Below are 23681 nucleotides of genomic sequence, written 5' to 3' on the forward strand. Positions count from 1 at the left end.
AATCAACCTCCTGCCCGTGAGCCGGCGAGCCGGCGAATGCGGGTTTTCTTCACAGGCGCTTCTTGTTTAATCACGGGACCATCCGGGCGCATGGGCCGCTCAATACGAACGACATCGAGATCCATTACGGCCGGCTCGGTAGGCGCCGGCTCGACCAACTGCGTCGGATCGATCTCCACCGCTTCGACGCGTCGATTAAGCTTCAGCCCCATATGCATGAGCCCGCACAGCGCGGCATACCCGTACACACGAATGTCTAGCGCCTCGTTGGCGCGCCCTGGCGGCAGTTCCCAAACTCGGTACTGCTGACCGCCTGACACCTTCGTGACTGAACGCTCAGCGATCAATTGCGCGAAGTAATTGATGTCTCGGTCGCTCGGGAAGTGCATATAGCCCGGCGGGTACGAAACAACCACGCCATTTGCCTCTTCGGGATCCTGCCGCAAGCGATGGCGAATCACATCCTTCGCAGCGTTGACGCCGATGATCACCGGGCGAAACGTCGACTTCGTGCGAGACGACGGTCGTTTCGTCGGCCACACAGGTGATCGAGCGCCGCCGCGTGCCGACTCACCCTTGATCGCCCACACGCGACGACCGAGGCGCGCTTTCGCGAACTCGTATACTTTTTGCGTGTGGTGGCCACCCGAGTCAATACATGCAGCAGATACAGCAAAGCCGCGACCGTCGGCGCGACGCCAAACCCTTTTCAGATACTCATCGACGCGCTTCCATAGGTCGGCGCTTTCGGGATCCCCCTCGAAAACAGCGTGGTCGATCGACCAGCTTTCCTCGTTTCGCCCCCAGCCGATCGTCTCAAGCTCAATGCGATCGTCCTGAACGTCACCGCCCACCGTCACGATGCCGACACCGTCAGGCACTTCCGCATCCCAGACTTCAGTCCGAGCCGCCAGACGGGACTCGCTTAGCGCGCGGTCTCCGCGGTCCTCGTAGTCTTCGCCAAGCACCAGGTTGATGAAGGTCTGCCGCATGAGCGGGTCATCCTTCACATCCAACCATTCCTCGACAAGGTTCGGCCACGCCGCATTTGAGAACAGGCTGTAGCCGGCCCAGATATGGAAGCCGGCATGCCCTGCGAACGGTTTGTGAGCACGCCATTCACCGGCTGCCACCATGTCGGGCTTATCCACGTCGCGGATAATGCAGCCGCTATGGCGGCACACGTAGTGTGCAGTCTCAGGTAAGCCGTTGCCGTTTTCGTCCTTGTCCCACTTCATGCCGTGCGGCGTGTCGGGACTTCCCCATTCGAGAATCTGAAACTCACCACAGTGCGGACACGGCACGTAGTAGTGCCGTTGGTCGCTGCGCTCGAAGCTCTTCTCGATCCGGCTTTCGCCTTTGACCGTCGGCGTACTGCCGATGATGATCTTACGATTCCAAAATGACTCGCTGCGCTTGATGCCGAGCTTGATCTGGTCGCCTTCTTTACCGGCACCCATGACCGGATAGCCGTTCACCTCGTCGAACGCGACGATGCGCGCGGTGATTCGACGGAAGCCGCCCGGGCTATTCGCACCAACAAACGAAATCGACGCGCCGTTCGGAAAGATCCGTTTGGCGATCTTCTGCTGTGAATCCTTCTTCTTCAGATCGCCAACGATCTCAGCAAGCACCGGCGTATCGCGCAGCATCGGCGCAATCTCGGTGACGCTATAGTCCTCCGCATCCTCTACCCGCGGCTGAACAACCAGAATCGCCGAAGGGTCCTGGTGGATAAAGAAAGCTGCTACATGGTCAAGGATCTTCGTATAGCCAACCCGTGCGGATTTCTTGACCGTGATCGTTTCGACAGACGGATCAGTGACCGCATCCATGATCCCATTCTGATATGGGAAAGCATGGAACTTACCGGTCTGCGCACTCGTCTCGCGCGACAGAACAGCATATTTCTCGGCCCATTGGCTAAGCGTCAACCGCGGTGGCGGCTGGATATTGCGCCGCCGCGACACCAACAGTTCGCGTCGCAACGCTTCATACCCGATGGCGTAACGCCGCTCTCTAAGCGGTGTTCCCATCTCCATCTCGGGTCAACTCCTCGAGCGCTTCAACAATGATGCTATGCAGGACGTCCTGCACCTCCTGAACCGACTTCAATCGGTGAATTCGCGGCGCATGCTCGGACGGGATCGAAAGGAGCTTGGTGCGCACCTTTGCATACTCTTCGCCGACGGCCTTTGCTACGTCAGCGACCTCGACTACGAGACCCGCATCGCGGTCGTATTCGAGCTGCTCGCGCAAGGCGAGGTAGTTTTCCTTTACGCGTTTCGCCTCTTCGATGTCCATGTCGGCGCCACTTGCGACGAGCAGGCGAACGGCTGCTTGCGCACCGCTCTCACCTTCATGGATTGCTACCTCTTCATCATGCGAGGTAACACGCTTGTGCGCCCGAGTCGCCTTGTTACCCTTGGCGTTACCTTGCGCGGTTTGGGTAACAGATTCAATGCCGGCGGAACGGTATCTTTTCAGGCGCGCGTTCGACGCCTCAACGTCTACTTCATCGCCCGCAAACACAAGCCAGCCGCGCTCCTTCCACTTCGTTACTGTCTTCCGGCTGACGTTGTGGAGGGCTGCGAACTCGCTCTGATTCATGGCGGCAAACTGTTACCTGTTACCCATTTTCAAAAATTTCACAGCTAGAGAAACATCGCGCGCGCGCAGTGCCCGCGTTGCCGAAAGGGCGGGAGGGACCCGCTCGAACCGTTGTATGTTTGCAACATTCGATGATTTTTCGGCATATCCGCAACAGATGTCCTAGAGCTTGGCCGTGGCTATTGCCCGGTCCATCGCCTTCTCGAACTCGCGATCGAAATGCGCATCGACAACTTCGAAGGCGCGCTCTCCGAATTCGAGGTGACGCTTGACGGGCTCAGCATCACCGAATCGGATCAGCAGCTTGAGATGGTCAGACTTGTTGGCGCCCCGCAATGCGACGCCGCGCTTCCCGCTGCGTTTAATCGCCTTAACGTTGGTCGGCCGCTGCCAAACGCCACCAATCGATTCACCACTCTTCGTCTTGACCGTCCCAACGAACACATCGGGACGCGCCTCCAAGCGCTGTAGGGCGTTTCGGCTGAAGTTGCCGTACTGGTTGAGAAGCGTCTTGTCCTTCGGATTCAGCCAGGTTTTGCCGCGACCAATGAGCTTGTGGTCGCCCCCGAATTCGTACGGCTCAAGGTAGGCCGCCGCGATGTCCTTCACGAATACGCGCGCTTCGAGATCGCTCTTACGAGCGCCCTTCACAGCAACGGAATTGATCGTGAATGGGGTCGGCCGATCGAACACCTCCGGCAGAGCCGCCTTTTCGGCACCTTGCGCAAGCTTCGCCGTCGCCGTGAGCGCCTGCGAAACAGCGAAAGGCAGCTGATCCTTCTGAAGGCGAGTGAGTGATTTGCTCAGCGCGCGTACATCGGCGTCAACGTTGATCGCGAACGCCGCCGGCATCATTCGCCCGGCTTGATGGCCGGATGGTTCTTCAGGTCAGCCAGACGTTCCGTGATGCGACGGAATTCGTACACGGCGACGTTGCCGACGATCCGGAGGAGGTGTTCGATCTCGGAAATGATGCTGAGCGGATGCTCGATCGTCACGTCAGCCACCTTCTTATCCACATCGGCTTCAACGCCAGCTCCCATCGTACCGAGGGCTTCGCCGGTCTGGATCTGGTCGCTTTGAACAACAGCGTTTTCGTTCAGGCCTTCCATTCGAATCTCCAATGCAAAAAGCCCGCATGCTTTCGCATAGCGGGCTTTGTTTGCTCGCGACTTCACCTCCCACTGGGAGGCGAAAGCTCACGCGCAAGGCGGAATCGGTAATCTGGGTCGAATCATAGAACAAGGTTCTCGGGTTTACAACCCCCTTCTCGCACATTTTTGATCACCGCCTGTGCAGAGAAGATCGCAATTCGCTTCGAAATTGCGGCATGCGCCTCCGCAAGCACCAGATCAAACTTCCGACCGCGCAACACAGCGCGATGTGTCTTTCGCATTCTCGTTTGAACCTGTTCCGGCGACATGCGAAGAACATACGTATATTTCAGAACCCATTTCGCCACATGATCTGGCATTGATGACCAGGCAGCCTCGACGAGCCACCCATCCTTCTCGACCGGCGTGACGCTGGCAGGCAAAGGGCTCCCATCGCGCAGCGCCACATATAGGCGGGCCCATTGCGCACACACGCCGTCATGGAACTTCGGCGATCGCACGGTGACGCCCCAGTTGTCCAAGCGTTCTTCCATGTTCTTAAATTCGCTCATCTATTCACCCGTGCTGTAACTGTCGTGTTGTTGGATTTGAAGCCTAATGCTCATTGATGCCGGTGAGCGGCCCGAAATTTGGCGTAGGGCAAGCGAACGTATTGATCGAACCGGGCTTTCGCTCGCGGATCATGGTCGAGCTCGGCGCGGCTCTCGACGCGGCAGCGTGCACGAATGAATTCGGCCGCGTCGATCGGGGTATTGGCCGGCTGGCCAATCGACCGCATCCACTCAAGGAACGCAGGTTCGTTCGCCCATAAGCCGGAAAGTCGAGCAACCGGGCCACCCTTCACCGTCGTCCTCATGAGAGCCTCCAATATTTCAGGCGGCGCAGCTTACGCATTCCAATCTGGCGCGGGCTACGACCACGCTGAAACGGCCGAATACGCGTAGCGGCAACAAGCCACGCATCGAGCGATACGGATCCAGCGATTTCAAATGATCCTGACCATCCGTTGAGCGGCCATTCGATTCGATCGGAGCAGATGTCGACACCATTGAACCGGGCAGTCACACCGTTAATCGAGCCAATCTCAAATTCGTTCCCGCCGATCACGAGAGTTGCCTTTCCGAACGTGATTTTGTTCATCACACCATCACCCGGAAAGGGATGCCCCAATACAGCATCCAGTCGATGAGCGATTCGCGCAGATCGACGCCCCGGGGAAACGAAAATTCGATTTCCCCGTTGTCTGCCTCACGCCCGATTACCGGGCAACCCGTGAACGCGACCAAACGATCGCCCGAGACGTCGTCGACGCGGTTCGCCGAGGCCGCGCGCAACGGGGCCGGCACCGATGACAGTTCAATGCATGCAATTTCGCTCATGCCAGGCTCTTCAAGAGAGATTGGAGTTGACGCAGCTTCTCGAGGTTGGCCGCGTTTTCGGCATTCCCCTGCTCGATCGTGAGCGCCGCCGTCTCGATGTCCGATGCGAGGATCACGATCTGCGTTGCGAGTGCCCGCGTGCGCTCGGCCAGTTGCGACAGAATCTCGATCGGGAGAATTTCCTGCGGCTCCGTCGCCGCGATAGTTTCTGCAGATTTCTGTTCCGGCACCTTCAGTACCTCCCTCTCTCTGACTTCGATACGTTGATAGCGGCCGCGGCTCGCCTCACGGATGAGCCCGGAATCCTTCAGGCGGCCAAGGCACCCATCGATTACCGCGGTATCCGGCGAACTCTTCGTCACGCGCAAGAGATGGCCGGCGATTTCGGACCGCGACCATGCTTCCTGGATCGGGACCATTTCGAGCACCTTCTTTGCGATCGCGGACAGGCCGCTGAGAGCAGCCTGATATTTCGCCGGCGTCATACTTGATCCCCCACGTTCAATTCGATTTCGCCCGCATCCATTCGAACGAGGTACGGCGCCAACGTCTTCGCGTTCCAGTTCACCGGCACCTCAACCGGATAGGTCCCGTCCGGATTCCATGCATGCGGCGCGGCCTGGTCACGGTATTTGTCCGGCACGATCACGTCTGCATAGATCCATGCGGGAGACGGTTTCGCCGGTATGCCGCGGCGAACAGGTCCGCGCAGACGGACTGCGCGGCATTCGAACGTCACCCAGTTCTCGCGCAGATAGCGCCAATGGCGGATGGACGGCAAAGACATCTTCACGACAAGGCGCACACTTCCTCCGTCATTCCCATCTTTCGGGCCCGTACTGGCTCCCACCTCTCGTATCCCCGATCCCAGACATCGAACTTGACCCGCTTCGGCGTGCCGGAGCGGTTCTGGTCGATCCATGCGTGGCAGAAGTGGCAACCCGGAACCGTGAATTCGTTTTTCGCCTTCATGCCAGCAGCCTTCCCGTGCCGCGCCTGATTCGAATGGCATGGCACGACGGTCTCGTCGATCGGGTTCAACCGACAGATACCGGGGACACGCAGAAAACACGGCTCGCCGCGGCAGGCCGCGAGATACTTCGCTCCTTCATCGACCGTCGGGCGCTTTGCGCGACGTTTCATCGCGATCTTTTTCGGTGCTTGCTCGGGTAACGGTGAGCTTTTCCGGGACCACGAACCGCGCACCATCGGCTTCTTGCGCGGGCCGAAACCTGATCGCTTCATGCCGCTACGCGCCCGGCGTCGACCATCGCCCGCATGGCCGGGATCAACGTCCTGAAACCCTCGTCGATCTGGCGCACACGAACGAATGCCGGGTTCTCTGAAGGCGTGTAGTTTCCCGACGACGGGAACGGCTTGCCGGTCAACTTGAGCAGGTATCCGCCCTTGGCGCGGCGGCCGCGCTTCACGTATTCCTCGGCGATCAATTTGCGTAGTGGACGCTTGATCGCCTCGACGGTGCGCTTCATCTTCACGGCGAGCTCCCCCATGGTGACGTTCGGGTTTTCCGCAAGACCCTCGCAGACCAGCCGCGCCGTGTAGCCCATCTTCCGTTCAGCCATTCGCAACACCTCTCACTTGATCTCGATGATCTGCAGGCCGCGAGCGGCCATCAGATGACGTTTGATGCGGTATTCCGGAGTGATCACGCCCTTGACGTCCTCGATCACAGTCTTGCCGTCGCGCTCGTAGACGAAGTCAGCGACGTAGCGAAGCGCTGGCTTCTTGCGACCGTCGATCACGACCGGATCCGCCAGCACGTAAGCAACCTGGCGCTCGAGCTCGGTAATCAGGCCGGCGGCCAATTCACGGCGCAGAACGATCCAGCGATCCCGCTCGCGTCGGCTATCGAAGGTGATGCCGTCGTGCTCGCAACGCTGGTTCCGGTACTTCGACGGCTTCGATGGCGCCTGCATCGAGAGCGGCACCGGCCGGCCCGAATCGACGCCGTCAGCGATGTCGTCGAAGCCGGCATCAACCTGCGGGCGGTTTCCGATCTTGTCGAAGATCGCCTTCTGCGCCGCCGTCAACTTCGGGCGCGAGTCGTCGCGAATGCGCGCCGTGCCTATGGTCTTCGTACCTGCGTCGACTCGCATCGGCCAAGAGGTTCGCTTCGTCATGCCGCCTCCGGCTGCGCAACCTGATCACGCGGAATGTCGTTGAGGTACGCGTAGAGGTGCTCGCCACGCTCTTCGCTCTCGCGGCTCACCGCAGCGAGCAGGAACTCCATCCACGGTCCCGGGCCGAGCGTCTTGCAAACCTTCGCCTTGAACTGCTCGAAGTACTGGAACCGTGCCACATCGATGCCAAGCCGCTTGCCTTGGTCGCGCCAGCCAACCTCGCCGACCCACCACCCATCAGCAGCGCCACCAGCCGCACCCGCGACATCCGCAGCCTTCGCCTCCCAGATCCCCGTCCAGCCACGCAGCACCGATTCGTCAATCGCGTCGACAACGCTCATGCCGCGACCGTGGATCTGCTCGAGCTTCTTCAGCGAGACGCGGGCCGCCGGACGCGTCCAGGGGATCCCGTTCTTGCCGGTCGCTTTCGCCTCGCGGTGCTCGCACCAGGCATCCCATGCGTCGAACGGGAGCCATTCCGGCAGTTCGAGGTTCAGAAGTTCGGCATGCAACGCAACTCGCGGCGCTCGCCGCGCGTTTCGCTGTTCTCCGTTCTTCTCTTGTACTTCTACTGCTTTCTTGCCCTCCAAATTTGGACCCTCTTCAGACGAAATTTCACCCCCCTTAGCATGGGATTTGGAGGGGCTTGAGGTGGGATTTCGAGCCGCTTGAGATTTCGAGCCGCTTGAAATTTCACCTCCCTTAGAGGGTCGAGATTTGGAGCGGCTTTGTTTTTCACCCTGCTTTGAGTATTCCTCGACGGTCGGCGGGCTGAGCGAGATCGTGTCACCCGAACGCTGATCTACTGCCTGTACAACGGTCGAACCGGCCGGCGCAACGATCTGATAAACGACGATGCTTCGCGTCTCGCCGAGACGGCGGTCTGTCTCGACCAGGAAGCCCAGCTCAATCAGTTTGGCGCGGGCCTTACGGATCGTCTGGATGTTCAGCTCCGTATCGAGCAGCAACTCGTCATTTGTCACCCAGGTCGAATAATCCTCGGCAGCCCAATGCGCGTATGTCTTGAGCAGCGTCTTCGCCGACGAGTCACCGACGCGCTGACGCTTTGCCCACTGGTATGCGTAGCCGCTCATGCCGCCTCATCGATCGACATCTGCCGCGGATCGACCGCAGGCGCCGTCTCGCCATCAGCGAGGCCGAGAACCCAACGCAGCGCTTCGGCGCGCTCGCCGGTTGCGGTCTTGAGCGCCTCTGCAATGTCTTTGCGCGTCGGCTTGGCGCGCTTCACGGGTGCGGCGTCGAGCGCTGCCCGCATCGCCCGTGACCGCTCATGCCCGACCTTGCCTTCGATGGCCGCCTCGATTTCGGCCAGCTTGGTGCGCTGCTCGTCTGGCGACAGCTTCGCCAGCTTCATCGCGACAACCTGGGTGATCGTGCCGGCCTCGACCGCATCGCGGACAGCCATGCAGCACTCAAGCAGCTTCATGGCAGACGTCACGGTCGCCTCGTTTACGCCGAACATGGCCGACACCGCCTCGAGCGTGTGGCCGACGTCGAGCGCGCGCGCCATCTTCTCGGCACGGTTCACGAGCGAATCACCCTGCCGGATCTCGTTTGCGCTGATCATCACGCCGACGAACGGCTTCACCCCGTCGCTCAAAACGCGCTTCGGAATCGCAGGGATGGTGATCGGTTCGAGCCCTTCGTGCCTCAGTCGGCGGTTGAGCTCGCGGGCATTGATGACGCGGCGACGCCCTTCGACGATCAAGAACTGCCCCGTCTCTACGTCCTTGTAGAACACGACCGGCGTGAACACGCCGTGCGCCCGGTAGTTGCGAATCGTTTTTTCGTCCGGCGCCTGGTGGACGCGACGGTCGTACAGCGGATGCGTCGGATCGGTCACGAGCGTGAATGCGTCCGGATCCATGCCAAGGACGTTCCCCTGACCCGATGCGCCGTAGACTTCTTTTGAGCTTCTGCCCACGTTTTTCTCCTAGGCTGCCGCCTCGAGCGGCATGCGGTTCTCGCGCGATTCCGCGCTGTATTGCGCCACGAGGGCGTCGTGTTGGTCTTGGGTCATGTCGCGATCCCAGAAATCGGGATGGCCCGGCAGGCGATCGCTGCCGTCTTTTCGATATTGGCAGTAGATGCTGCCCATGCGATGTGGGAACCAGTAGCCTCGGAAGTCGCAACGCGTCGCGCCGGCGTTCCGCTCCATCATCCATTTGTCGATGCGCCAGTCGCGCGCGCCGCAGATGCATTTCGGATATGCCGCGTCTTCCAGGACGCCGGGTTTGTCCTGAAGCACCATGCGGCGGTCGCACTTGCGGCACCGGCAATGGAACCGGGCCATGTCAGGCGACCGGCAGGCCGAGCAGTTCTTGCGACTTGCCAGTCGCGGGGCACTTGCGCGTGCCGCGCTTCACCAGCAGGCCGGCGTCGAGCAATGCCCGCACGCGGCCGCATACGCTGGAGAGTTTGAGATTCGTACGCGCCGAAATGTCCTCGCGGGTCAGCAAGGTTTCGGTCGTGTCGAAGCAATCCATCACCATCTGCTGGGTTGCCGAAAGCTTGGCGACCGAAATGGAATGGAAGCTGTCTTGCTGCGTCTCGGAGACGCGATGGCCCGAACGGGCGCTAAAAAAATCATCCATGCGGCCTCTCCTGCGGCTCGAAGCCGCTTAGGACTACGAAATCCGGATAAAAACGCTTTCCGCAGAAAACGCTTATATCGAGACTCCGGCCGCTACGTCAGAACCGGCCGCCGCACTCCCCAAATCCTTCGCGCGCGCAATGGCAGTTCACACCCACCTTGCTCATCGTCGACAGGCCGTCGAGGTACTCGCGCGACACGACGCGGAGCTCGAGCGCGTTCAGGCCAGCGTCGATCTTCCCGATGGGAATTCCAAGCTGGCCGGACAGGAACCGGCTGACCTGCGACTCATCCCAACCGAGCGCTTCCGCGATCGGGCCGCGGGCACGCGGATCCGTCAGCGCTTCACGGAAAGCTCGCTCGATGCTGGGCTTCCGAACAAATTCAATCGTGCTCATACCAACTCCATAGAAATCAAAATTGCTTGAATGACCTTGCAGGCCGCCTTGCGTAACCTGAAGCCACTGACTCAACTGGATGCGAACCACCGCTATGCGAGAATCGAAGCTCTCTCCTTCCTCAACCCATACGCAACGGGGTTCGCATGACCATTTCGAACAACCATCGACTGAACGACAATCCAAACGTGAAGGCTCAGCTCGATGCTTTTCTGAAAAACTCTTCGTACTTCCACGATGTAATGAAAAGTCAGCGGGAGGCTATCGCGGAGCTTCTTGCCGACTTTCTTCGGCTACTCGTGAAATCCTCAGCGCTAGACGCCGCTCAGCTTGTAGCTCAGCTCGAAGAGCTGGACCGATCCACGCGTCATCCAAGCGACGACTCCACTCGTCGAGTCCTGATTGCAGCGATTCGAGATCGAATGAAATCTGCATGACGCGGGCGAGCCGCTCCCGGTATCGATGCGTGGGCGCCGGCTTCAGCGAAACGCGCTCAAAGTCGCGTCCGCGAAACCGTCGGCTTCCGCGCTTCGTAACAAAGCGGCGCTGCATCAATCGCCCTCCTTTCGATCCGGCGTTCCGGCCGGCGGTTGGACATCGTCGGAAGAATCGGACGAGTTCTCCATTGGAGTGCCGCACGTTCGCCGATGGAGTTCGACAAGGCGCTGTCCCGGCTCGAATCGGAATCCGCGCTGGTTTCCAGACTTTCCACCGAGCACCTGGCTTACAGTCGACTGCGTGACACCGATAGCATCAGCAATCTCCCTCTGGGTGAGGCCGGCGTCGAGCAGCTCGCGGATCATTGATTTCCAGTTCATGCGCCAATATTAGCATCCTAATGGGCCACGTCAAGAGCAAACTAATAGAGTTTTCTAATATCCTTCGCCCATGAAAACGATCGGGTCCAGAGTCCGTCAACTCCGCATCGATGCCCAGCTCTCGCAAGAATCCCTCGCGCGAGCCGTAGGCGTTTCGCAAGGTCTCATTGCGCAAATCGAGTCAGGGAAGAATCAGGGCACTAAACACATTGCCGCTTTGGCGCGCGTTCTCAACGTGTCAGTTGACTGGCTGGAAACCGGGACCGGAGACCCGTCCCGGAAGACCGTCGTCGCACAAAATGCCGCTGCCGAATCTGGCCATCCGTCCCTTTTGCAGTATCCTGTCAATACTGACAACTTTCGATCTGTGTTTGTTGTCGGGCGAGCACAAGGCGGCTTGCCGGAAAGAATTTGGACTGACGGGGACTATCCAGTGGGCGCTACGGACGAATATGCAGAAATTGCCACCAGCGACCCGCACGCCTTCCTTGCTCCGGTGGTTGGTGGATCAATGGCGCCGAGATTTAACCCTGGCGAGTTCGCCCTCGTTGAGCCGGGAACGGAGCCAGAGATCGAGGATGACGTGCTTGTACGTCTAGCCACGGGCGAAACGATGCTGAAGCGGCTGCTTTCTCGACGCGGCGGCGTCCGCCTCGGAAGCTATGCGGAACAGGCGACCTATACGTACCAACCAGAAGAAATCACCTGGATGTATTATGTCGCGCACCCAGTTCCAGCCAGAAAAATCAAACAGCGCATGTAGTCTTTCAATGCTCAGGATCCGTCAGTGCATCTTCGGACTCTCGATACTAGCCTTGGCTGGGCCCGCGGCGCCCCTTACGATCGATCAGCAGCGAGTGATGATGCGCGAGGAGTTTTTCCGATATGTCGGGATGCTCGGTTTGCCCCTCGACGAGCGATTCGATCTTGCGCCCGGAATTACTTGCCCGAATGGCGACAATCCATCAGAGTGGGTCGTCTGCCACAATCCTGAGTTGTCTTACCTGTCCGGTGTGATGCAGGTCGGCTATCGGGCGGCTGTGGCTAATTCGGCGAATGCGGTCGCCTCCCCTCAAGCCCAAGGCAAATGGCTCGAAGCGAGAAACCGCTGCGCTCAGAATGTGCGATGCCTCGACCGAGCCTACCGCAAGCGCATCTCAGATTTCGTGAATCTCCTCCGATAGAAGCTTCTTAGAACCGCCCAGACCAAGCGGGGCACGAGGCGCGCACGAAATAATTAGTTTCCTATTGACACGGATGTATTAGGTTACTAATATTTAATCCAACGCAGCACAGATCGCTGCGCCACCGCCCCGAGAGGGGATCTCTACGAACCCGAGGGAAACGAAATGGGCTTCAAGTTTGGTTTGGACGATACCGTCAAGATCGCCGCCAGCGGTGAAACCGGCAAGGTCATTGGCCGTGCGGAATATTCGCATACGGAGGATGCCTACCTCATCCGCTACAAGGCCGGCGATGGGCGAGCGACCGAATCGTGGTGGAGCGAAAGCGCCCTCACCGCGTAGCAGGTCGAAACGGCGGGAGGCAGATGTAGCAACGGCCCGCTGTCTGCACGTGATGCGTGCACTGATGATGACCGCGCCATTGGGCGCATCCGCTTCGGCGGACGTTCTTTAACCTGACTGCTGGGATAAAAGTTGCCTGGGCTCCGCCCTGTCGCATACATGCCCCGCCCGCCCGCCGCATGACAGCTTGTCGAAGTGCGGGAGACACAGCTTTCAAGAGCGCGCATTCGGCCGCGGATCCCCCGCATCTACCTACCGACGCTGTGCTCGCACCACACCGAGTGCGCGCCCTTGAAAGTTTCGACTGCGCTGATCGAATGGCATTGCCATTCAGTGCCATTCCTTGAGCGCAGTCTCGGACCGGGTTCCGTGTTTCGACACTTAAATTAGGAATCCTCACATGGAAAAGTTTCTGATCGGCGTGGCGGCCGTCTTCATCGTCCTTGGCATCGCGATTCTTCGCGGAGTCGAGCGCATGAACGACGACGAACACCACCGGCACTAACCTATTGCGGAGAATCCCGTGAACAGCCTGCAGCCTGTAATTCACAAAAACAAGCGATCGCTTGTTTTGATTGGCACGACCGACAACGAGCTGCTCGGCGCCTGCGATGAGATTCACAGCTACGTCTTCAAGGGCGGCCTGTGGGCCATCGGCTGCGGTATCGGCGCGGGGGGTGTCTGGTTCCTCTGCGTCGCGTTCCGTGCGGGGGTTCTTACGTGGCCCTGGTGAAAATCTGGCTCGGTGCGCTCGCGGCCATCATCGTATTCCTCTGCCTGCAATCCATTCTGCAACAAGACTCCGATCGCATCGAGCGCGCACCAGTCGCACAGCGCACTTAACGCGCGGCGCATCGCGACCACTTCAGCATCACTCACTTACGGGAAAGCCCATGAAAGAGCTTGAGCAAGCCGTCTCGAACGCATTTTCGAACATCGTCACCTCCGGCACCATCGAGAAAGCCATCGAAGAGAAGCTGACGAAAACCATCACGTCGATCGTCAACGACGAGCTGCAAAGCTATTCGGAATTCGGCAAGCAACTGAGCGAACACGTCAAGAAAGCTGTCCAGGTCGATTTCTCGAAGCTCGGCCTCCCCGGATACAACGACCTGATCCTCAAGATCATTCGGAAGCGTGTCGAAGAAGGTCTGAATGAGCAGATCGAAAGGCACGTGGCGACGCAGCTCGACGAACTTCTCGCTCCTGCTCCGGAAGAAATCAAACTGTCCGAGCTGGTTGCGGACTTCATCAAATTTCAGGCCGAGAAGCAGTCATATTCCTGCTCGTGCGACTTGCCCGACCGAATCACGTTGACGGTGGATACCGAGGGGTCATTCACCCATATCGGGCTCGACAAGGAAGCCGGAATCGACCGGTATCGGTGCCCGTGGCGAATCGACACGATGGACGGGCGCGTGTACAGCGTCAGGATCAACGAGATCGACCCGAAGAATGCGCTCTTCATCGGGCCGATTTACGGTTTCGAACGGAAGCTGTTCCAACTCTACGCAGCCGGTACGAAGCTCGTCATTGATTGCGACGTCGACGACATCGATACGTCGTATCCCGGCCATGGAGATTACTGACTCCCCCGCTACCACAAGCCGCGCAAATTCCGTTGCCTCGGATGCGTGGCTTTTTGTGGGCGGCTTGAATAGCGCCTGCTCTTTTCGATTTCCCTCTTCTTGGCAGTAGCACTTTGCGGGCGTCCAGAGCGGCGCCCGCTCCTTTTCTGGAGATCCCATGCAGATCCAGCTTCCCCCGGCCGCAGAAGGTCATACCTATCTCTATGGCCACGTCAACAAGAACGGTGACGTCGAACACTCAGTCGTCATCGCCGTGAATGATGAGCGCCTGCCGCTCGAGCTGCAGCGCGAATGGGCGAAGAGCGTCGGCGGCGTCCTCATCAACCGCATCGAAGCGCTGATCATCTACAACGAGCATCGCGACCTCGTGAAGCCGGCCGGTTACTGGACCGACGAGATCTGCGAATGGGATTCCGCCTCTGCCTGGTGCCAGAACTACGGCTACGGCGACCAGTACGACGACCGCAAGAGCGTCGCGCTCCGCGGGGTCGCCGTCAGCAGATTCACTGCTTGATTCATTCACTCATTCGATTCACTACCCGGAGAGATTTCATGTCGGACGTGACGTTGGAACAGCTCAAGAGCGAGCATGCGCGGTTCGGCGCGCTGATCGATCAGTACGAAAAGCAGTCGACGGCAACCGAGTACGTCATCGAACGCACGGTGATTCCGCTGCCGGCCGGCGCCCGCGTCGCGGGCCCGATCCTGAAGGACGATGGGTCGATCGACTACTACCTGATCCTGCATGCCGGCGAAGAAAGCGGCTCGCACGACAGCGTGAAGGCCTATACGGCCGGCCGCGGCCTGAAGACCCCGAATCGCCGCGAAGGGCGACTCCTGCAGGCTGCATTTCCCGAGTTCTGCGCCGAGGGCAGCATGTGGCTCGAAGAAGAGCGCGAGGACGACTCCGCCTATGCCTGGTCCCAGAACTACTACGGCGGCCTCCAGGGCCTCAGCCACAAGAGCGTCGAGCTCCGCGGGGTCGCCGTCAGCAGATTCATTCCTTCGGTAATTTAATCATTTAATCCACCATGGCCCTCCACACCGAGCTCGACGTGTACAAGACCGGCTATGACCTTCTTACGAAGGTCACCGGCATGGTCAAGAACATGGAACGTTCTTTCAAGCGGCTCATCGGCGAAGAAATTGTCGATGAAACGAAAAAGCTGCTGCTCCTCGTCTATCGGGCGAATGTTGCCGATGACAAGGTCCCGCACATTTCGATGCTGATCGAACGCGTCAAGCTCGTCGAAATGCTGTTTCGGCTCTCGTGGGATATGAAGGAAATCACGGATCGTCAGTATTGGGCCGTGATCCGCCTTACCGAGAGCATCGCGAAGCAGGCTGTGAAGTGGAGGGAATGGGCCGCACATCGCCAGTCTCGTGGAGGGTCACGCCGCCATGACAGAGCGCCGATTTAATCTGGTCGTGCCGCTGGCCCACAAGGCCACCGCCATGCGCAATGAGGATACCGTCCGCCTGCGTGCGGATAGGTCCAGCGCAGTTTCTCCGCTGATCGGCGAGGGCCTTCGGCAGAGCGACGTAGATAGCACGATAGGTCCGCCTATGCCTGGTACCAGAACTACAACAACGGCAACCAGAACAACAACCACAAGAGCGTCGAGCTCCGCGGGGTCGCCGTCAGCAGATTGGATCGAGCGGCAAGATGGATTCTCTGGCGCCGAGCTCGTCGCGGCATATCGCGATTGCCGGCGAACAAAACGCAACACCGCTAGTGCCCTAGCCTTCGAGTCAAATCTCGAGTGCAACCTGGCGCGTTTGCATGATGAACTTGCCAACGGCAGCTACCGGCCAGGGCGTTCAGTCTGCTTCGTCATCACGCGCCCGAAGCCGCGCGAAGTTTGGGCAGCTGAGTTTCGCGATCGCATCGTTCATCACCTGCTTTACAACCGGATCGGCCCGCGCTTCGAACGTAGCTTCATCGCCGATTCATGCGCCTGTATCAAGGGCCGAGGCACGTTATACGCCGCCGAGCGCCTAGAAGCGAAAGTGCGCTCGGTCACGCAGAACTGGTCGAGGCGTGCGTTCTACCTAAAGTGCGATCTCGCAAACTTTTTCGTCAGCATCGACAAACGAATTTTGCTCGACCTGTTGCTCGCGAAGATACCCGAGCCCTTCTGGCGATCGCTGACCGAAACCGTACTGATGCACGATCCTCGGGCCGATTACGTATACCACGGCGATCCGGACATGATGGATCTCGTCCCGCCACATAAACGGCTACTGGACCAATCGCCGCATCTCGGATTGCCGATCGGGAATCTGTCGAGCCAGTTCTTCGCGAACGTCTACCTCGACGTGCTCGATCAGCGCGCAAAGCACCTGCTCGGCGCGCGGCACTACGTCCGGTATGTCGACGATTTCGTTTTTCTGCACGAGTCGCCGGAACGATTGAACGAGATCCTCGCCGACGTGACGGCGTTCCTCCCGGCTCGACTCGGCACCCGTATCAACCCGCGCAAAACCATCCTGCAGCCGATCCATCGTGGCGTCGACTTCGTTGGCCAGGTCATCAAGCCGTGGCGTCGCGAAACGCGGAAGCGCACGCGCAACGAAGCATTGCGCCGAGTTGCAGAAACATCGCCCAGCGACCTGATGCAAGTTGCTAATTCGTATTTCGGCCTGCTTCGCCAAGCGACCGCCAGCCACCAGGACCGCGTCTACCTCGCGAACCTTATTCGATCTCTCGGCAAAGCGGTTGACCGCGATCTCACCAAGACCTTCTGATTTGAGGATTGACCACCATGACGCTCTCACGTCTTCTCTTTTCCGCTGCAATCTCTTTCACGTCCCTTCTCGGGGCCTGCACCAACGATGCCGATGTCGCCTCGCAGAACCTGTCGACTGCCGCTGACAACTTCCAGATCAATCGCCGAATCGTTTTTTACAACGGCTTCACCGGCGACTACATCCTCACGATAGAAGGCCTCTGCTCCAAGGACAACTCAAGCACCGATTCGAAGCTCGCGATCATCTGCAAGACAGGCCCAAACAGCTATAAAAAGCACTTCCTCGGTCTGTCCAACAACGTGACGTACTTCATCGAGCAGCTCGATTCGGCGGCGGCCAGCACGTACCACTACAAAGTGGTGTTCAAGCCATCCGTGATTGTTCCGGATGTCTCCGTTCAGTAACGCCGGCTTCTTCCCTACTAATTGAGGATGACGATGAAAGCTGAACTTGCTACCGGCGAAATCGTGACGCTCCCGAAGGATTGCAACTGCTGCACGCACAACGATCCGCACTGGACGTACATGGATCGGCTGTCACGCGCCCTCAATCGCAAGCTGCTCGACCCGACTGACAAGACGCCCGAGCAACGTTACTACGGCGCGATCGGCTTCGCGAAAGAAGACCTCGTGCGCGTCGAGACAAAGATCCGCGAAATGAAACTGCGCGGGATCGTCCGGCTGATTCCGGAAGAGTCCGACGAACCGACTGCCGAACAGCGCGAGCAGCTCGAAGAAAACCGGAAATGGCTTCTTCAGCAATACGAAGCGCGACAGCCGAAACCGATCGAGCCGCCCAAGGATGAAGACGAACAGCGCCGCGAGCGCAACGACCGTCGCGATGAAGTGCGCGAGCGCGCGAAAGCCACATTGTGAGGACCACACATGACCACCACCGACAATAGCCGCGCTGATGCGCTGACCGCGCAAGAAGCGCTCGCCGCGATCGAAACGTTTGAGATCGTCGGCGAGAACAACGACTCGCGCGAGCCGAACGACGAAGACCGCTTCATCCTGACCGAATTCATCGCACACGCGTTCGATGGCTACGATGTCGAGCAGCACGAAGCAGCGCCGGCCGGAACTGAGCCGCCGCGACACCTGATCGATGCAGCGATGGATGTCGCTCGATACGAATACGGCCACGGCGTCACCCGCGCCAGCATCGTCGCAATCTGGAAAGCGCTCGGTAGGCCATGGGCCGCCCCGCTCGAAGGCACGGGCAATGGGGCGGATGAGCGGGCGTTTCCGACGACGGACGGCTATTTCGTCTACGACCGGGCCGGCGGCCACGTCGAGTTCTACGACACCGACGCCGAGCGCGATGCAGCGCACCGCGAGGCAATTGCGGAATATCGCCGAGACGCGATGCACGATCAGGAATGGCCCACGGAGGTCGAGGGGATCGTTTCGGGCGTCGTCACGCACACGACTGGCGAGCTGGAGGTTCACGAGGACAGCTACGAGTTCGAGCCGTGCGCTGTGACTACCCTGTCCCGCGCCCCTCGCACTGAGGTGGCGGGAGCGGTGTCGGAGGGGTGGAAGCTCGTACCGGTCGCTCCTACAGGCAATATGTTGCACGCAGCATCGATAGCAGCCAGGGCGCGCAAAACGACTGCCGAACTTTATGCGGCTATGCTCGCCGCCGCTCCTACGCCTCCCTCCGCAGATGCAGCGGCAGCGGGGCAAGAGGCGGTGGAACCAGTGGCGTGGCGCTATCTCACCCCGACCGGCTGGCATGCGACAACCGATCTCAGCAAGATCTCGCGCGTCTCCGTGCACCATGAAGTGAGCCCGCTCTACACCGCCCCGCCCGCGCAGGTCGCCACTCGGATGAGGCCGACGGACGCCATCACGGCGGTCAGAAAGGTGTTGGAGGCGAACGCGGTCTATTTCGGACACGTCAAAGTGCAGGAAATCGTCGACGCCGCTCTCGCTACGCGGGATGCGGGTCTGACGGATGCGCTGCGTCAGGCGCGGGAGGAACTGGCCCGGGTCGAGTGGGAAAACGACCCGCCGACGCGCGTCATCGACCTGTTCTCGAAGATCGACGCCCTTCTCGAAGGAGCCAAGCATGCCTGACATCAACAATACGCCCGCCAGCGAACACGACATCCCGATCGAGTGTTCGAAGACGCGGAAGTGCGGCTGGAAAGGTATGCATTCTGATCTCGTCGATGGCGGCCCTGCGAAGGGCTATTCCTCGAAGCTCGGCATCAAACAGCTCGTGTGCCCGAAATGCGGGAACAACACGTACTACAAGCGCGAGCGGATTGAGGGAGCCAAGCATGAATAAGACGCTGACCGCTGATGCGCGCGCCACGATCATGGACGCCTGCCAGAGCATTTCGCGTAGCGCCGATGCACTGAAAGCCGGATGCTCGATCGACGGCGAGTGGCCCGATGCAGATGACAAAGCGTTCTACGACGCCGAACTTCGCCTGCTCGGGCGCTTGACCGCCCTCCTCGCCGCGCAGCAGCCGGAGCCGCGCGCGCACCTCACCGACGACCACCGAGACAAGATCGAGCGTGCCGAGGAGCGGTTGCGCGGCCGCGGACCCGAAGATGTCGAGATTGCGAATGGATTGCTCGACGTGCTGACCGCGCATCCCGTCGAGCCGGAGCCGCGCGCCGAGGTGACGGATGACGACGTCGCGAAACTCAAGCGCTTCGCCGGCCTAGTGCTGAAAGACCATCGAAACGGCGGCTATCCCGGTGACGTTGATGGCGGGGAACTCCAAGCCTACGCCGAGCAGTGCGGCTTGATCGAAGAGCGGCGCGTGGAATCCCCGTGCGGTGAAAACTGCTCGTGCACAGACTTCGGCGAGTTCCCGACCACGTGCTATTTCAATACGGATCTCGGGAAGGCTGTCATCGACGCCGCCCGCGCAGGAGAAGGCCAATGCTGACCGACATCGAAGTGTTCGCCATCCGCGCGGCCGGGCTGCCGGCGCACTTGCGTGCCAGTCTGTACCCGGAGCTGGCATCGCCAGCCGGGCAGGCCGAATGCGCGCAGTGCGGCGCACGCGGGCCGAAGGATGCGTGGCTTTGCCCGCGCAGCACGAACACGAGCGCGCAATGCGCACGCGCAGGAGAAGGCCAGTGACCGTCTACGTCGACGACATGTACCGGTATGAAATCGGCCAGATCAAGGTCGGCCAGCGCACGATGAAGATGTCGCACCTCATCGCCGACACCACAGACGAGCTTCTCGCCATGGTGCGCGAGATCGGCGTCAACCCAAAATGGATTCAGCACCCCGGCACGCGCGATGAGCACTTCGACATCGCGATCAGCAAGCGCGCCGCCGCGATCGCCGCTGGCGCCATTACGGTTACCTATCGACAGTGCGGCGCAATGAACAAGCGCCGCCGCGTCACCGGCGCGCTCGGCTCGCCCGACGACGCAGTCGAATGGCTCGAGCAATTCATCGCGGGGCGCCGCGAGGCACGGATCGCCGCGGCCGACACCCAGAAAACCACGGAGCCTCAATCATGAGCGAAGCCCCGAAACGCGCCGTCCAGTTCGAGGCGGTCATCCAGGCAGACACGCCCCAGAACCTGGCGGACGCGCTGACCGATATGGCTGCGCTCATCGCGGCCGGCGAAATGCCGGTACGGTCGATCGGCGGTGGCGTCTACACCAGCCACCATTGCACGCTGGTCGTCTCCGACCATCCGACGCACGAAGAATACGTCGATCGACTGACCGCCTACCTGCAGGCGGTCAGATGAGCACGCGAACCATCATCGAGATCAACCACGACTTCCTGCTGCGGCTGATCGACGACCCGGTGGCACTCGCCGTCACGTTGCGATCGGTCTGCTGCGACCACCAGGCCGAGTTGAACGACGACAACGGACGCGGCCGGGCGCTCGACCTCGGCGGCGGCATTCGCGTCATCTACCGCCGTCACCACAGCGAAGCTGCGCGCTTTGTCACCAAATACGTGGACATCGACTTATGAGCGAAGCAATTCAGAGGGCGCTAACCCTGAAAGAGGCGGCCGAGCTGCTCGCGGTTTCGTATTCGACGGTCTATGCGAATCGAAAGTCGCTCGGGTTCTTCAAGATCGGCGGGGTCTGGCGCATCTGGCCAGAAATTTTGAGATCTGCATCGTCCGGTTACAATTCCGACCGACCGGCGCGGACGGCACAGGAGGAAGTATGTCCATCCGAAAGCGCGGCGGCGTCTATTACCTCGATCTCCGCACGCCAAGCGGTGAAAGAATACGCCGCTCTTGTGGGACTTCCGACCGGAAGGAAGCTGAGGAGTATCGCGACAAGGTGAGATCGGAAATGTGGCGGGTGCACAAGCTCGGTGAGCGGTGCCGCTACGTCTACGAACAAGCCGTCGTGAGATACCTCAAAGAGCAGGTCCCGAAACGGAATTACGTCAATTTCGTGGGCCACCTACGACACTTCGGCGCGTATTTTCAGGGGCGGCAGATCGACACCCTGACCTCGGCCGAAATCATGGGCGCTCTCCCGGAAAAGTGTGGCCGGTGGAAGCAAGACAAGCCGGCCTCTGTAGCAACGCGAAATCGGTATCTTGCAACCATCCGCGGGATGCTGAACGCGGCAGTAAGGTGGGAATGGATCGATCGGGCCCCGATACTGAAATGCATCAAGGAATCCAACAAGCGGATTCGCTGGATCACGAAAGAGGAGGCGCAGCGGCTACTGCGCTCGATCAATCGTGACTGGATGCGGGATATTGCCGCCTTTGGCTTTGCGACTGGGCTAAGGCAGGCCAATATCCTGGGGCTCGAATGGTCGCAGATCGATCTGGTGGCACGTCGCGCATGGATCCATCCCGATCAGGCGAAAGCTGGCAAGCCGATTGGTGTCCCGCTCAACAGCGAGGCCATCGATCTGATCCGCCAGCAGCTCGGGAAGCATCAGCGGTTCGTGTTCGTCCGCAACGGCAAGCGAATCAAGTCGTGGGACCGTGAGCAGTGGCTCTCCGCGTGTGCGCGGGCAAACATCGAGAACTTCCGATTCCACGATGTCCGCCACACCTGGGCGAGCTGGCACGTTCAAAATGGCACGCCGCTTGAGCGGTTGAAGGAGCTTGGCGGATGGTCGAGTTATGACATGGTGCTCCGATATGCGCACCTCGCGCCGGACCACTTGGCGCTGCACGCCGAGTCGGTCACAGTCTGGTCACAAGGTGTGACCGAACCGCGCACAGAGCTTGAGCGCATGGCGTCATGATCGACCGCAAAGCTATACCCAGAAAGGCATTAGAGTTTTGAGCATCACAATCTGTCTCGGGCAATTTGATACATGTCGATGACGATCGATCCGATAGAGGTTACCGTCCGTACCGACCGCATGAAGCACTTGGCCGCGGCCAGTCATTCGCGCGATTCCGACCGGTTCGGCACCATTGCGCTGCAAGCGATACGTGCGCACCAATCGAGCATCGCCACCGCCATCGATACGCACCAGGTACAACATGTCGCGTTCCTGATACGAGCCGCAGAACAGCGCCAAGTAGCCGTCGTGCCGCGTCGCATCCTCCATGACCGCGAACGCGTAGCTGCCGTTGACCGGCATGCGCGATGACCAGACTGTTTGCCGGTCACGCACGCGGACGAGCGCGAATGTGTTGTAGTAGTAGATCCACGCGTCCCGGTCGTTCGGAACGTTGAGCGCGTAACAGCAGTCGATCGGGCCGAACCCCGGCGACGGAGCAAACGCATAGCGCTGCTCACCGGCCCGGCTCCACGCGACCAACCCGGATTCGCCGACCGGCGAATTCCAGCCGAGATTGCCGTACACGCCCTCGTCGAAATAGGACGTCCAGATATCCCCGGCAGCCGTGGCCTGCACGGCCTCGATGCCGTCGCCAAGCAGGATTGCGCCGCACGGCGTGCCGTCGCGCCGATAGAAACGCCCGTTCAGGTCGAAATCATCGTCTCCGCGGCGGACGGACCGGCAGCAAACCAGCAGCAGATCGTCGCCGACAGGCTGGACGTCGTGAATATTGAACGGCTCGTTGTCGATCACGCAGTCCATGCGAACCTCGCCGCCGTGCCAGGCCATCGCGCGATACCGCTGCGACGTCGATGGCATCGTTTTCGGAAACGACGCGCCGCCGGCCCCCTCGGTTCGATAATCGAGCGGCTCCAGCGCGAACACCATGTAGACGGCATCGTCCGGCCCCACGTTGAAGGCCACGAGATCGTCCGTCTCGCCAAGGCTGTCGATCGACGCATACGGCGACACGGTCAAATCATGCGGGCGCGCGGACACGGGAAGCTCCTGAAAGGTGGCCCCGGCATCTTGCCGACGCAGCCACCGTTTGTCACGCATGCGCGGTGGGGCGGCACGCGTGCACGGCGCGACGCGCCATGACGAGCACCAGCGTGCGAATCGTCGCTCCATGCGTAAACGAATCGTCATCTTCGCGCGATCGACCGTATAATTTTCCGCATCCCGCTGACCGCCCACGCATTTCACGCAGCCTCGCCACGCGTGAAAAGGAGACTTTCGCTTGACCGGCCTCATCGCGCGCCTGCCTCTCGCCCGGACCACCCTGCTCGTCGCCCTGTCGATGCTGATGCTCGCCTTCTCGACGAACGCATCGTCCGCACAACGTCAGTCGCCGCAGCGCGCAGCGCACGCGCAGCCGCATGCGAAAAAGGTCGTCAAGCAAGCCGCCAGGAAAAAGCCCGCGCAGCGCAAACAGAAGGCCGTCAAGCACCGCCGCCCGCGCGTGAAGCATCACGCGGTC

General features: G+C 60.1%; 41 protein-coding genes and 1 pseudogene. 22 read left to right on the forward strand and 20 right to left on the reverse strand.

The window, feature by feature from the left end; translation table 11 throughout:
- Positions 1-2: 2 nt before the first annotated feature.
- The 18 genes from JYJ84_RS01355 to JYJ84_RS01440 form a co-directional block, all read right to left on the reverse strand.
- Entirely contained in the window at positions 3-2036 is a 2034-nt protein-coding gene (locus JYJ84_RS01355) for a phage terminase large subunit family protein (protein ID WP_205182673.1), read from the reverse strand.
- Positions 2020-2610: a hypothetical protein gene (locus JYJ84_RS01360; RefSeq protein WP_205182675.1), complete on the reverse strand. Its 591-nt coding sequence runs from the start codon at positions 2608-2610 to the stop codon at positions 2020-2022. The genes JYJ84_RS01355 and JYJ84_RS01360 overlap by 17 nt, the downstream gene beginning before the upstream one ends.
- 162 nt (positions 2611-2772) lie before the next feature.
- The gene (locus JYJ84_RS01365) at positions 2773-3465 is read right to left on the reverse strand and encodes a hypothetical protein (protein WP_205182677.1); all 693 of its coding nucleotides are present in this window, start codon (positions 3463-3465) and stop codon (positions 2773-2775) included.
- A complete protein-coding gene (locus JYJ84_RS01370; RefSeq protein ID WP_205182715.1) occupies positions 3462-3722 on the reverse strand; it encodes a hypothetical protein in 261 nt (86 codons plus the stop codon). The genes JYJ84_RS01365 and JYJ84_RS01370 overlap by 4 nt, the downstream gene beginning before the upstream one ends.
- Before the next feature lie 122 nt (positions 3723-3844).
- Positions 3845-4276, reverse strand: a complete 432-nt coding sequence (locus tag JYJ84_RS01375) for a hypothetical protein (RefSeq protein WP_205182680.1) — start codon at positions 4274-4276, stop codon at positions 3845-3847.
- Between the two features lie 50 nt (positions 4277-4326).
- Positions 4327-4581: a hypothetical protein gene (locus JYJ84_RS01380; RefSeq protein WP_205182682.1), complete on the reverse strand. Its 255-nt coding sequence runs from the start codon at positions 4579-4581 to the stop codon at positions 4327-4329.
- On the reverse strand, positions 4578-4865 hold the full coding sequence (locus JYJ84_RS01385; RefSeq protein WP_175017130.1) for a hypothetical protein: 288 nt from the start codon (positions 4863-4865) through the stop codon (positions 4578-4580). Before JYJ84_RS01385 ends, JYJ84_RS01380 begins: the two co-directional genes overlap by 4 nt.
- On the reverse strand, positions 4865-5104 hold the full coding sequence (locus tag JYJ84_RS01390) for a hypothetical protein (protein WP_175017131.1): 240 nt from the start codon (positions 5102-5104) through the stop codon (positions 4865-4867). Before JYJ84_RS01390 ends, JYJ84_RS01385 begins: the two co-directional genes overlap by 1 nt.
- Complete coding sequence (locus JYJ84_RS01395; RefSeq protein WP_175017132.1) at positions 5101-5589, reverse strand: hypothetical protein; 489 nt, start codon at positions 5587-5589, stop codon at positions 5101-5103. Before JYJ84_RS01395 ends, JYJ84_RS01390 begins: the two co-directional genes overlap by 4 nt.
- Positions 5586-5909, reverse strand: coding sequence for a hypothetical protein (locus tag JYJ84_RS01400; protein WP_205189108.1), 324 nt, complete (start codon positions 5907-5909; stop codon positions 5586-5588). The genes JYJ84_RS01395 and JYJ84_RS01400 overlap by 4 nt, the downstream gene beginning before the upstream one ends.
- On the reverse strand, positions 5894-6349 hold the full coding sequence (locus tag JYJ84_RS01405; RefSeq protein WP_175017134.1) for a nuclease domain-containing protein: 456 nt from the start codon (positions 6347-6349) through the stop codon (positions 5894-5896). The genes JYJ84_RS01400 and JYJ84_RS01405 overlap by 16 nt, the downstream gene beginning before the upstream one ends.
- Positions 6346-6687 (reverse strand): hypothetical protein, encoded by a 342-nt coding sequence (locus JYJ84_RS01410; protein WP_175017135.1) that lies wholly within the window; start codon positions 6685-6687, stop codon positions 6346-6348. Before JYJ84_RS01410 ends, JYJ84_RS01405 begins: the two co-directional genes overlap by 4 nt.
- A gap of 12 nt (positions 6688-6699) precedes the next feature.
- Positions 6700-7245: a DUF1064 domain-containing protein gene (locus JYJ84_RS01415; RefSeq protein ID WP_240201815.1), complete on the reverse strand. Its 546-nt coding sequence runs from the start codon at positions 7243-7245 to the stop codon at positions 6700-6702.
- The gene (locus JYJ84_RS37565; protein WP_240201816.1) at positions 7242-8339 is read right to left on the reverse strand and encodes a hypothetical protein; all 1098 of its coding nucleotides are present in this window, start codon (positions 8337-8339) and stop codon (positions 7242-7244) included. Before JYJ84_RS37565 ends, JYJ84_RS01415 begins: the two co-directional genes overlap by 4 nt.
- A complete protein-coding gene (locus tag JYJ84_RS01425) occupies positions 8336-9133 on the reverse strand; it encodes a hypothetical protein (protein WP_374102080.1) in 798 nt (265 codons plus the stop codon). Before JYJ84_RS01425 ends, JYJ84_RS37565 begins: the two co-directional genes overlap by 4 nt.
- A 66-nt stretch (positions 9134-9199) precedes the next feature.
- Positions 9200-9517: a hypothetical protein gene (locus tag JYJ84_RS01430; protein ID WP_205182684.1), complete on the reverse strand. Its 318-nt coding sequence runs from the start codon at positions 9515-9517 to the stop codon at positions 9200-9202.
- Between the two features lie 43 nt (positions 9518-9560).
- Positions 9561-9860 (reverse strand): hypothetical protein, encoded by a 300-nt coding sequence (locus JYJ84_RS01435; protein WP_175017138.1) that lies wholly within the window; start codon positions 9858-9860, stop codon positions 9561-9563.
- 97 nt (positions 9861-9957) lie between these two features.
- Complete coding sequence (locus tag JYJ84_RS01440) at positions 9958-10257, reverse strand: hypothetical protein (RefSeq protein ID WP_060314404.1); 300 nt, start codon at positions 10255-10257, stop codon at positions 9958-9960.
- 146 nt (positions 10258-10403) lie between these two features.
- Between JYJ84_RS01440 and JYJ84_RS01445 the strand changes: the two genes are divergently transcribed.
- On the forward strand, positions 10404-10694 hold the full coding sequence (locus JYJ84_RS01445; RefSeq protein ID WP_174958010.1) for a hypothetical protein: 291 nt from the start codon (positions 10404-10406) through the stop codon (positions 10692-10694).
- Between the two features lie 114 nt (positions 10695-10808).
- Here JYJ84_RS01445 and JYJ84_RS38450 read toward each other — a convergent pair whose 3' ends face one another.
- On the reverse strand, positions 10809-11075 hold the full coding sequence (locus JYJ84_RS38450; protein ID WP_205182685.1) for a helix-turn-helix domain-containing protein: 267 nt from the start codon (positions 11073-11075) through the stop codon (positions 10809-10811).
- Between the two features lie 70 nt (positions 11076-11145).
- Here JYJ84_RS38450 and JYJ84_RS01455 point away from each other — a divergent pair, with 70 nt between their 5' ends.
- The 20 genes from JYJ84_RS01455 to JYJ84_RS01545 all read left to right on the forward strand — a co-directional run bounded on the left by JYJ84_RS01455 (position 11146) and on the right by JYJ84_RS01545 (position 22156).
- A complete protein-coding gene (locus tag JYJ84_RS01455) occupies positions 11146-11838 on the forward strand; it encodes an XRE family transcriptional regulator (protein WP_205182687.1) in 693 nt (230 codons plus the stop codon).
- A gap of 97 nt (positions 11839-11935) precedes the next feature.
- Positions 11936-12259, forward strand: coding sequence for a hypothetical protein (locus tag JYJ84_RS01460; protein WP_205182689.1), 324 nt, complete (start codon positions 11936-11938; stop codon positions 12257-12259).
- Between the two features lie 165 nt (positions 12260-12424).
- Entirely contained in the window at positions 12425-12601 is a 177-nt protein-coding gene (locus JYJ84_RS01465; protein ID WP_205182691.1) for a hypothetical protein, read from the forward strand.
- 523 nt (positions 12602-13124) lie between these two features.
- A complete protein-coding gene (locus JYJ84_RS01470; RefSeq protein WP_205182717.1) occupies positions 13125-13334 on the forward strand; it encodes a hypothetical protein in 210 nt (69 codons plus the stop codon).
- 160 nt (positions 13335-13494) lie between these two features.
- The gene (locus JYJ84_RS01475) at positions 13495-14190 is read left to right on the forward strand and encodes a hypothetical protein (RefSeq protein ID WP_205182693.1); all 696 of its coding nucleotides are present in this window, start codon (positions 13495-13497) and stop codon (positions 14188-14190) included.
- A gap of 157 nt (positions 14191-14347) precedes the next feature.
- Positions 14348-14704: a DUF1566 domain-containing protein gene (locus JYJ84_RS01480; protein ID WP_205182695.1), complete on the forward strand. Its 357-nt coding sequence runs from the start codon at positions 14348-14350 to the stop codon at positions 14702-14704.
- Between the two features lie 38 nt (positions 14705-14742).
- Positions 14743-15207 (forward strand): DUF1566 domain-containing protein, encoded by a 465-nt coding sequence (locus tag JYJ84_RS01485; RefSeq protein ID WP_205182698.1) that lies wholly within the window; start codon positions 14743-14745, stop codon positions 15205-15207.
- Between the two features lie 38 nt (positions 15208-15245).
- The gene (locus JYJ84_RS01490; RefSeq protein ID WP_240201818.1) at positions 15246-15611 is read left to right on the forward strand and encodes a four helix bundle protein; all 366 of its coding nucleotides are present in this window, start codon (positions 15246-15248) and stop codon (positions 15609-15611) included.
- A 145-nt stretch (positions 15612-15756) separates the two neighbouring features.
- Entirely contained in the window at positions 15757-16938 is a 1182-nt protein-coding gene (locus JYJ84_RS01495; RefSeq protein ID WP_205182713.1) for an RNA-directed DNA polymerase, read from the forward strand.
- 17 nt (positions 16939-16955) lie between these two features.
- Entirely contained in the window at positions 16956-17345 is a 390-nt protein-coding gene (locus tag JYJ84_RS01500) for a hypothetical protein (protein ID WP_205169353.1), read from the forward strand.
- A 33-nt stretch (positions 17346-17378) separates the two neighbouring features.
- Positions 17379-17816, forward strand: coding sequence for a hypothetical protein (locus tag JYJ84_RS01505; protein ID WP_205182700.1), 438 nt, complete (start codon positions 17379-17381; stop codon positions 17814-17816).
- 9 nt (positions 17817-17825) lie between these two features.
- On the forward strand, positions 17826-19022 hold the full coding sequence (locus tag JYJ84_RS01510; RefSeq protein ID WP_205182702.1) for a hypothetical protein: 1197 nt from the start codon (positions 17826-17828) through the stop codon (positions 19020-19022).
- Positions 19015-19236, forward strand: coding sequence for a hypothetical protein (locus JYJ84_RS01515; protein WP_205182704.1), 222 nt, complete (start codon positions 19015-19017; stop codon positions 19234-19236). The genes JYJ84_RS01510 and JYJ84_RS01515 overlap by 8 nt, the downstream gene beginning before the upstream one ends.
- A complete protein-coding gene (locus tag JYJ84_RS01520) occupies positions 19229-19849 on the forward strand; it encodes a hypothetical protein (protein WP_205182706.1) in 621 nt (206 codons plus the stop codon). The genes JYJ84_RS01515 and JYJ84_RS01520 overlap by 8 nt, the downstream gene beginning before the upstream one ends.
- Positions 19843-20046, forward strand: a complete 204-nt coding sequence (locus tag JYJ84_RS01525; protein WP_174963627.1) for a hypothetical protein — start codon at positions 19843-19845, stop codon at positions 20044-20046. Before JYJ84_RS01520 ends, JYJ84_RS01525 begins: the two co-directional genes overlap by 7 nt.
- Positions 20043-20438: a DUF4031 domain-containing protein gene (locus JYJ84_RS01530; protein ID WP_175017387.1), complete on the forward strand. Its 396-nt coding sequence runs from the start codon at positions 20043-20045 to the stop codon at positions 20436-20438. The genes JYJ84_RS01525 and JYJ84_RS01530 overlap by 4 nt, the downstream gene beginning before the upstream one ends.
- Positions 20435-20674, forward strand: a complete 240-nt coding sequence (locus tag JYJ84_RS01535; protein WP_174963623.1) for a hypothetical protein — start codon at positions 20435-20437, stop codon at positions 20672-20674. The genes JYJ84_RS01530 and JYJ84_RS01535 overlap by 4 nt, the downstream gene beginning before the upstream one ends.
- Complete coding sequence (locus JYJ84_RS01540; RefSeq protein ID WP_174963621.1) at positions 20671-20907, forward strand: hypothetical protein; 237 nt, start codon at positions 20671-20673, stop codon at positions 20905-20907. The genes JYJ84_RS01535 and JYJ84_RS01540 overlap by 4 nt, the downstream gene beginning before the upstream one ends.
- Positions 20904-21230, forward strand: a complete 327-nt coding sequence (locus tag JYJ84_RS38455; RefSeq protein WP_368041713.1) for a helix-turn-helix domain-containing protein — start codon at positions 20904-20906, stop codon at positions 21228-21230. The genes JYJ84_RS01540 and JYJ84_RS38455 overlap by 4 nt, the downstream gene beginning before the upstream one ends.
- A complete protein-coding gene (locus JYJ84_RS01545; RefSeq protein WP_368041714.1) occupies positions 21113-22156 on the forward strand; it encodes a tyrosine-type recombinase/integrase in 1044 nt (347 codons plus the stop codon). The genes JYJ84_RS38455 and JYJ84_RS01545 overlap by 118 nt, the downstream gene beginning before the upstream one ends.
- Positions 22157-22168: 12 nt before the next feature.
- On the opposite strand, the gene JYJ84_RS01550 is transcribed toward JYJ84_RS01545, so the two are convergent.
- Positions 22169-23407, reverse strand: coding sequence for a hypothetical protein (locus JYJ84_RS01550; RefSeq protein ID WP_205182707.1), 1239 nt, complete (start codon positions 23405-23407; stop codon positions 22169-22171).
- Positions 23408-23441: 34 nt separating this feature from the next.
- On the opposite strand from JYJ84_RS01550, the pseudogene JYJ84_RS01555 reads away from it, so the two are divergent.
- Positions 23442-23681: pseudogene (locus tag JYJ84_RS01555) on the forward strand (D-alanyl-D-alanine endopeptidase); the annotation flags it as partial.

Origin of the sequence: Burkholderia sp. LMG 13014 (genome assembly GCF_905232215.1) — a bacterium.
Lineage (GTDB): Bacteria > Pseudomonadota > Gammaproteobacteria > Burkholderiales > Burkholderiaceae > Burkholderia.

What these genes read in the sequence shown, in the direction of transcription:
- JYJ84_RS01355 (WP_205182673.1), bottom strand. Translation starts at nt 2,036, where the DNA reads ATGGGAACACCGCTTAGAGAGCGGCGTTACGCCATCGGGTATGAAGCG.
- JYJ84_RS01360 (WP_205182675.1), bottom strand. Translation starts at nt 2,610, where the DNA reads ATGAATCAGAGCGAGTTCGCAGCCCTCCACAACGTCAGCCGGAAGACA.
- JYJ84_RS01365 (WP_205182677.1), bottom strand. Translation starts at nt 3,465, where the DNA reads ATGATGCCGGCGGCGTTCGCGATCAACGTTGACGCCGATGTACGCGCG.
- JYJ84_RS01370 (WP_205182715.1), bottom strand. Translation starts at nt 3,722, where the DNA reads ATGGAAGGCCTGAACGAAAACGCTGTTGTTCAAAGCGACCAGATCCAG.
- JYJ84_RS01375 (WP_205182680.1), bottom strand. Translation starts at nt 4,276, where the DNA reads ATGAGCGAATTTAAGAACATGGAAGAACGCTTGGACAACTGGGGCGTC.
- JYJ84_RS01380 (WP_205182682.1), bottom strand. Translation starts at nt 4,581, where the DNA reads ATGAGGACGACGGTGAAGGGTGGCCCGGTTGCTCGACTTTCCGGCTTA.
- JYJ84_RS01385 (WP_175017130.1), bottom strand. Translation starts at nt 4,865, where the DNA reads ATGAACAAAATCACGTTCGGAAAGGCAACTCTCGTGATCGGCGGGAAC.
- JYJ84_RS01390 (WP_175017131.1), bottom strand. Translation starts at nt 5,104, where the DNA reads ATGAGCGAAATTGCATGCATTGAACTGTCATCGGTGCCGGCCCCGTTG.
- JYJ84_RS01395 (WP_175017132.1), bottom strand. Translation starts at nt 5,589, where the DNA reads ATGACGCCGGCGAAATATCAGGCTGCTCTCAGCGGCCTGTCCGCGATC.
- JYJ84_RS01405 (WP_175017134.1), bottom strand. Translation starts at nt 6,349, where the DNA reads ATGAAGCGATCAGGTTTCGGCCCGCGCAAGAAGCCGATGGTGCGCGGT.
- JYJ84_RS01410 (WP_175017135.1), bottom strand. Translation starts at nt 6,687, where the DNA reads ATGGCTGAACGGAAGATGGGCTACACGGCGCGGCTGGTCTGCGAGGGT.
- JYJ84_RS01415 (WP_240201815.1), bottom strand. Translation starts at nt 7,245, where the DNA reads ATGACGAAGCGAACCTCTTGGCCGATGCGAGTCGACGCAGGTACGAAG.
- JYJ84_RS37565 (WP_240201816.1), bottom strand. Translation starts at nt 8,339, where the DNA reads ATGAGCGGCTACGCATACCAGTGGGCAAAGCGTCAGCGCGTCGGTGAC.
- JYJ84_RS01425 (WP_374102080.1), bottom strand. Translation starts at nt 9,133, where the DNA reads ATGGATCCGGACGCATTCACGCTCGTGACCGATCCGACGCATCCGCTG.
- JYJ84_RS01430 (WP_205182684.1), bottom strand. Translation starts at nt 9,517, where the DNA reads ATGGTGCTTCAGGACAAACCCGGCGTCCTGGAAGACGCGGCATATCCG.
- JYJ84_RS01435 (WP_175017138.1), bottom strand. Translation starts at nt 9,860, where the DNA reads ATGGATGATTTTTTTAGCGCCCGTTCGGGCCATCGCGTCTCCGAGACG.
- JYJ84_RS01440 (WP_060314404.1), bottom strand. Translation starts at nt 10,257, where the DNA reads ATGAGCACGATTGAATTTGTTCGGAAGCCCAGCATCGAGCGAGCTTTC.
- JYJ84_RS01445 (WP_174958010.1), top strand. Translation starts at nt 10,404, where the DNA reads ATGACCATTTCGAACAACCATCGACTGAACGACAATCCAAACGTGAAG.
- JYJ84_RS38450 (WP_205182685.1), bottom strand. Translation starts at nt 11,075, where the DNA reads ATGAACTGGAAATCAATGATCCGCGAGCTGCTCGACGCCGGCCTCACC.
- JYJ84_RS01455 (WP_205182687.1), top strand. Translation starts at nt 11,146, where the DNA reads ATGAAAACGATCGGGTCCAGAGTCCGTCAACTCCGCATCGATGCCCAG.
- JYJ84_RS01460 (WP_205182689.1), top strand. Translation starts at nt 11,936, where the DNA reads ATGATGCGCGAGGAGTTTTTCCGATATGTCGGGATGCTCGGTTTGCCC.
- JYJ84_RS01465 (WP_205182691.1), top strand. Translation starts at nt 12,425, where the DNA reads ATGGGCTTCAAGTTTGGTTTGGACGATACCGTCAAGATCGCCGCCAGC.
- JYJ84_RS01475 (WP_205182693.1), top strand. Translation starts at nt 13,495, where the DNA reads ATGAAAGAGCTTGAGCAAGCCGTCTCGAACGCATTTTCGAACATCGTC.
- JYJ84_RS01480 (WP_205182695.1), top strand. Translation starts at nt 14,348, where the DNA reads ATGCAGATCCAGCTTCCCCCGGCCGCAGAAGGTCATACCTATCTCTAT.
- JYJ84_RS01485 (WP_205182698.1), top strand. Translation starts at nt 14,743, where the DNA reads ATGTCGGACGTGACGTTGGAACAGCTCAAGAGCGAGCATGCGCGGTTC.
- JYJ84_RS01495 (WP_205182713.1), top strand. Translation starts at nt 15,757, where the DNA reads ATGCCTGGTACCAGAACTACAACAACGGCAACCAGAACAACAACCACA.
- JYJ84_RS01500 (WP_205169353.1), top strand. Translation starts at nt 16,956, where the DNA reads ATGACGCTCTCACGTCTTCTCTTTTCCGCTGCAATCTCTTTCACGTCC.
- JYJ84_RS01505 (WP_205182700.1), top strand. Translation starts at nt 17,379, where the DNA reads ATGAAAGCTGAACTTGCTACCGGCGAAATCGTGACGCTCCCGAAGGAT.
- JYJ84_RS01510 (WP_205182702.1), top strand. Translation starts at nt 17,826, where the DNA reads ATGACCACCACCGACAATAGCCGCGCTGATGCGCTGACCGCGCAAGAA.
- JYJ84_RS01515 (WP_205182704.1), top strand. Translation starts at nt 19,015, where the DNA reads ATGCCTGACATCAACAATACGCCCGCCAGCGAACACGACATCCCGATC.
- JYJ84_RS01520 (WP_205182706.1), top strand. Translation starts at nt 19,229, where the DNA reads ATGAATAAGACGCTGACCGCTGATGCGCGCGCCACGATCATGGACGCC.
- JYJ84_RS01525 (WP_174963627.1), top strand. Translation starts at nt 19,843, where the DNA reads ATGCTGACCGACATCGAAGTGTTCGCCATCCGCGCGGCCGGGCTGCCG.
- JYJ84_RS01535 (WP_174963623.1), top strand. Translation starts at nt 20,435, where the DNA reads ATGAGCGAAGCCCCGAAACGCGCCGTCCAGTTCGAGGCGGTCATCCAG.
- JYJ84_RS01540 (WP_174963621.1), top strand. Translation starts at nt 20,671, where the DNA reads ATGAGCACGCGAACCATCATCGAGATCAACCACGACTTCCTGCTGCGG.
- JYJ84_RS38455 (WP_368041713.1), top strand. Translation starts at nt 20,904, where the DNA reads ATGAGCGAAGCAATTCAGAGGGCGCTAACCCTGAAAGAGGCGGCCGAG.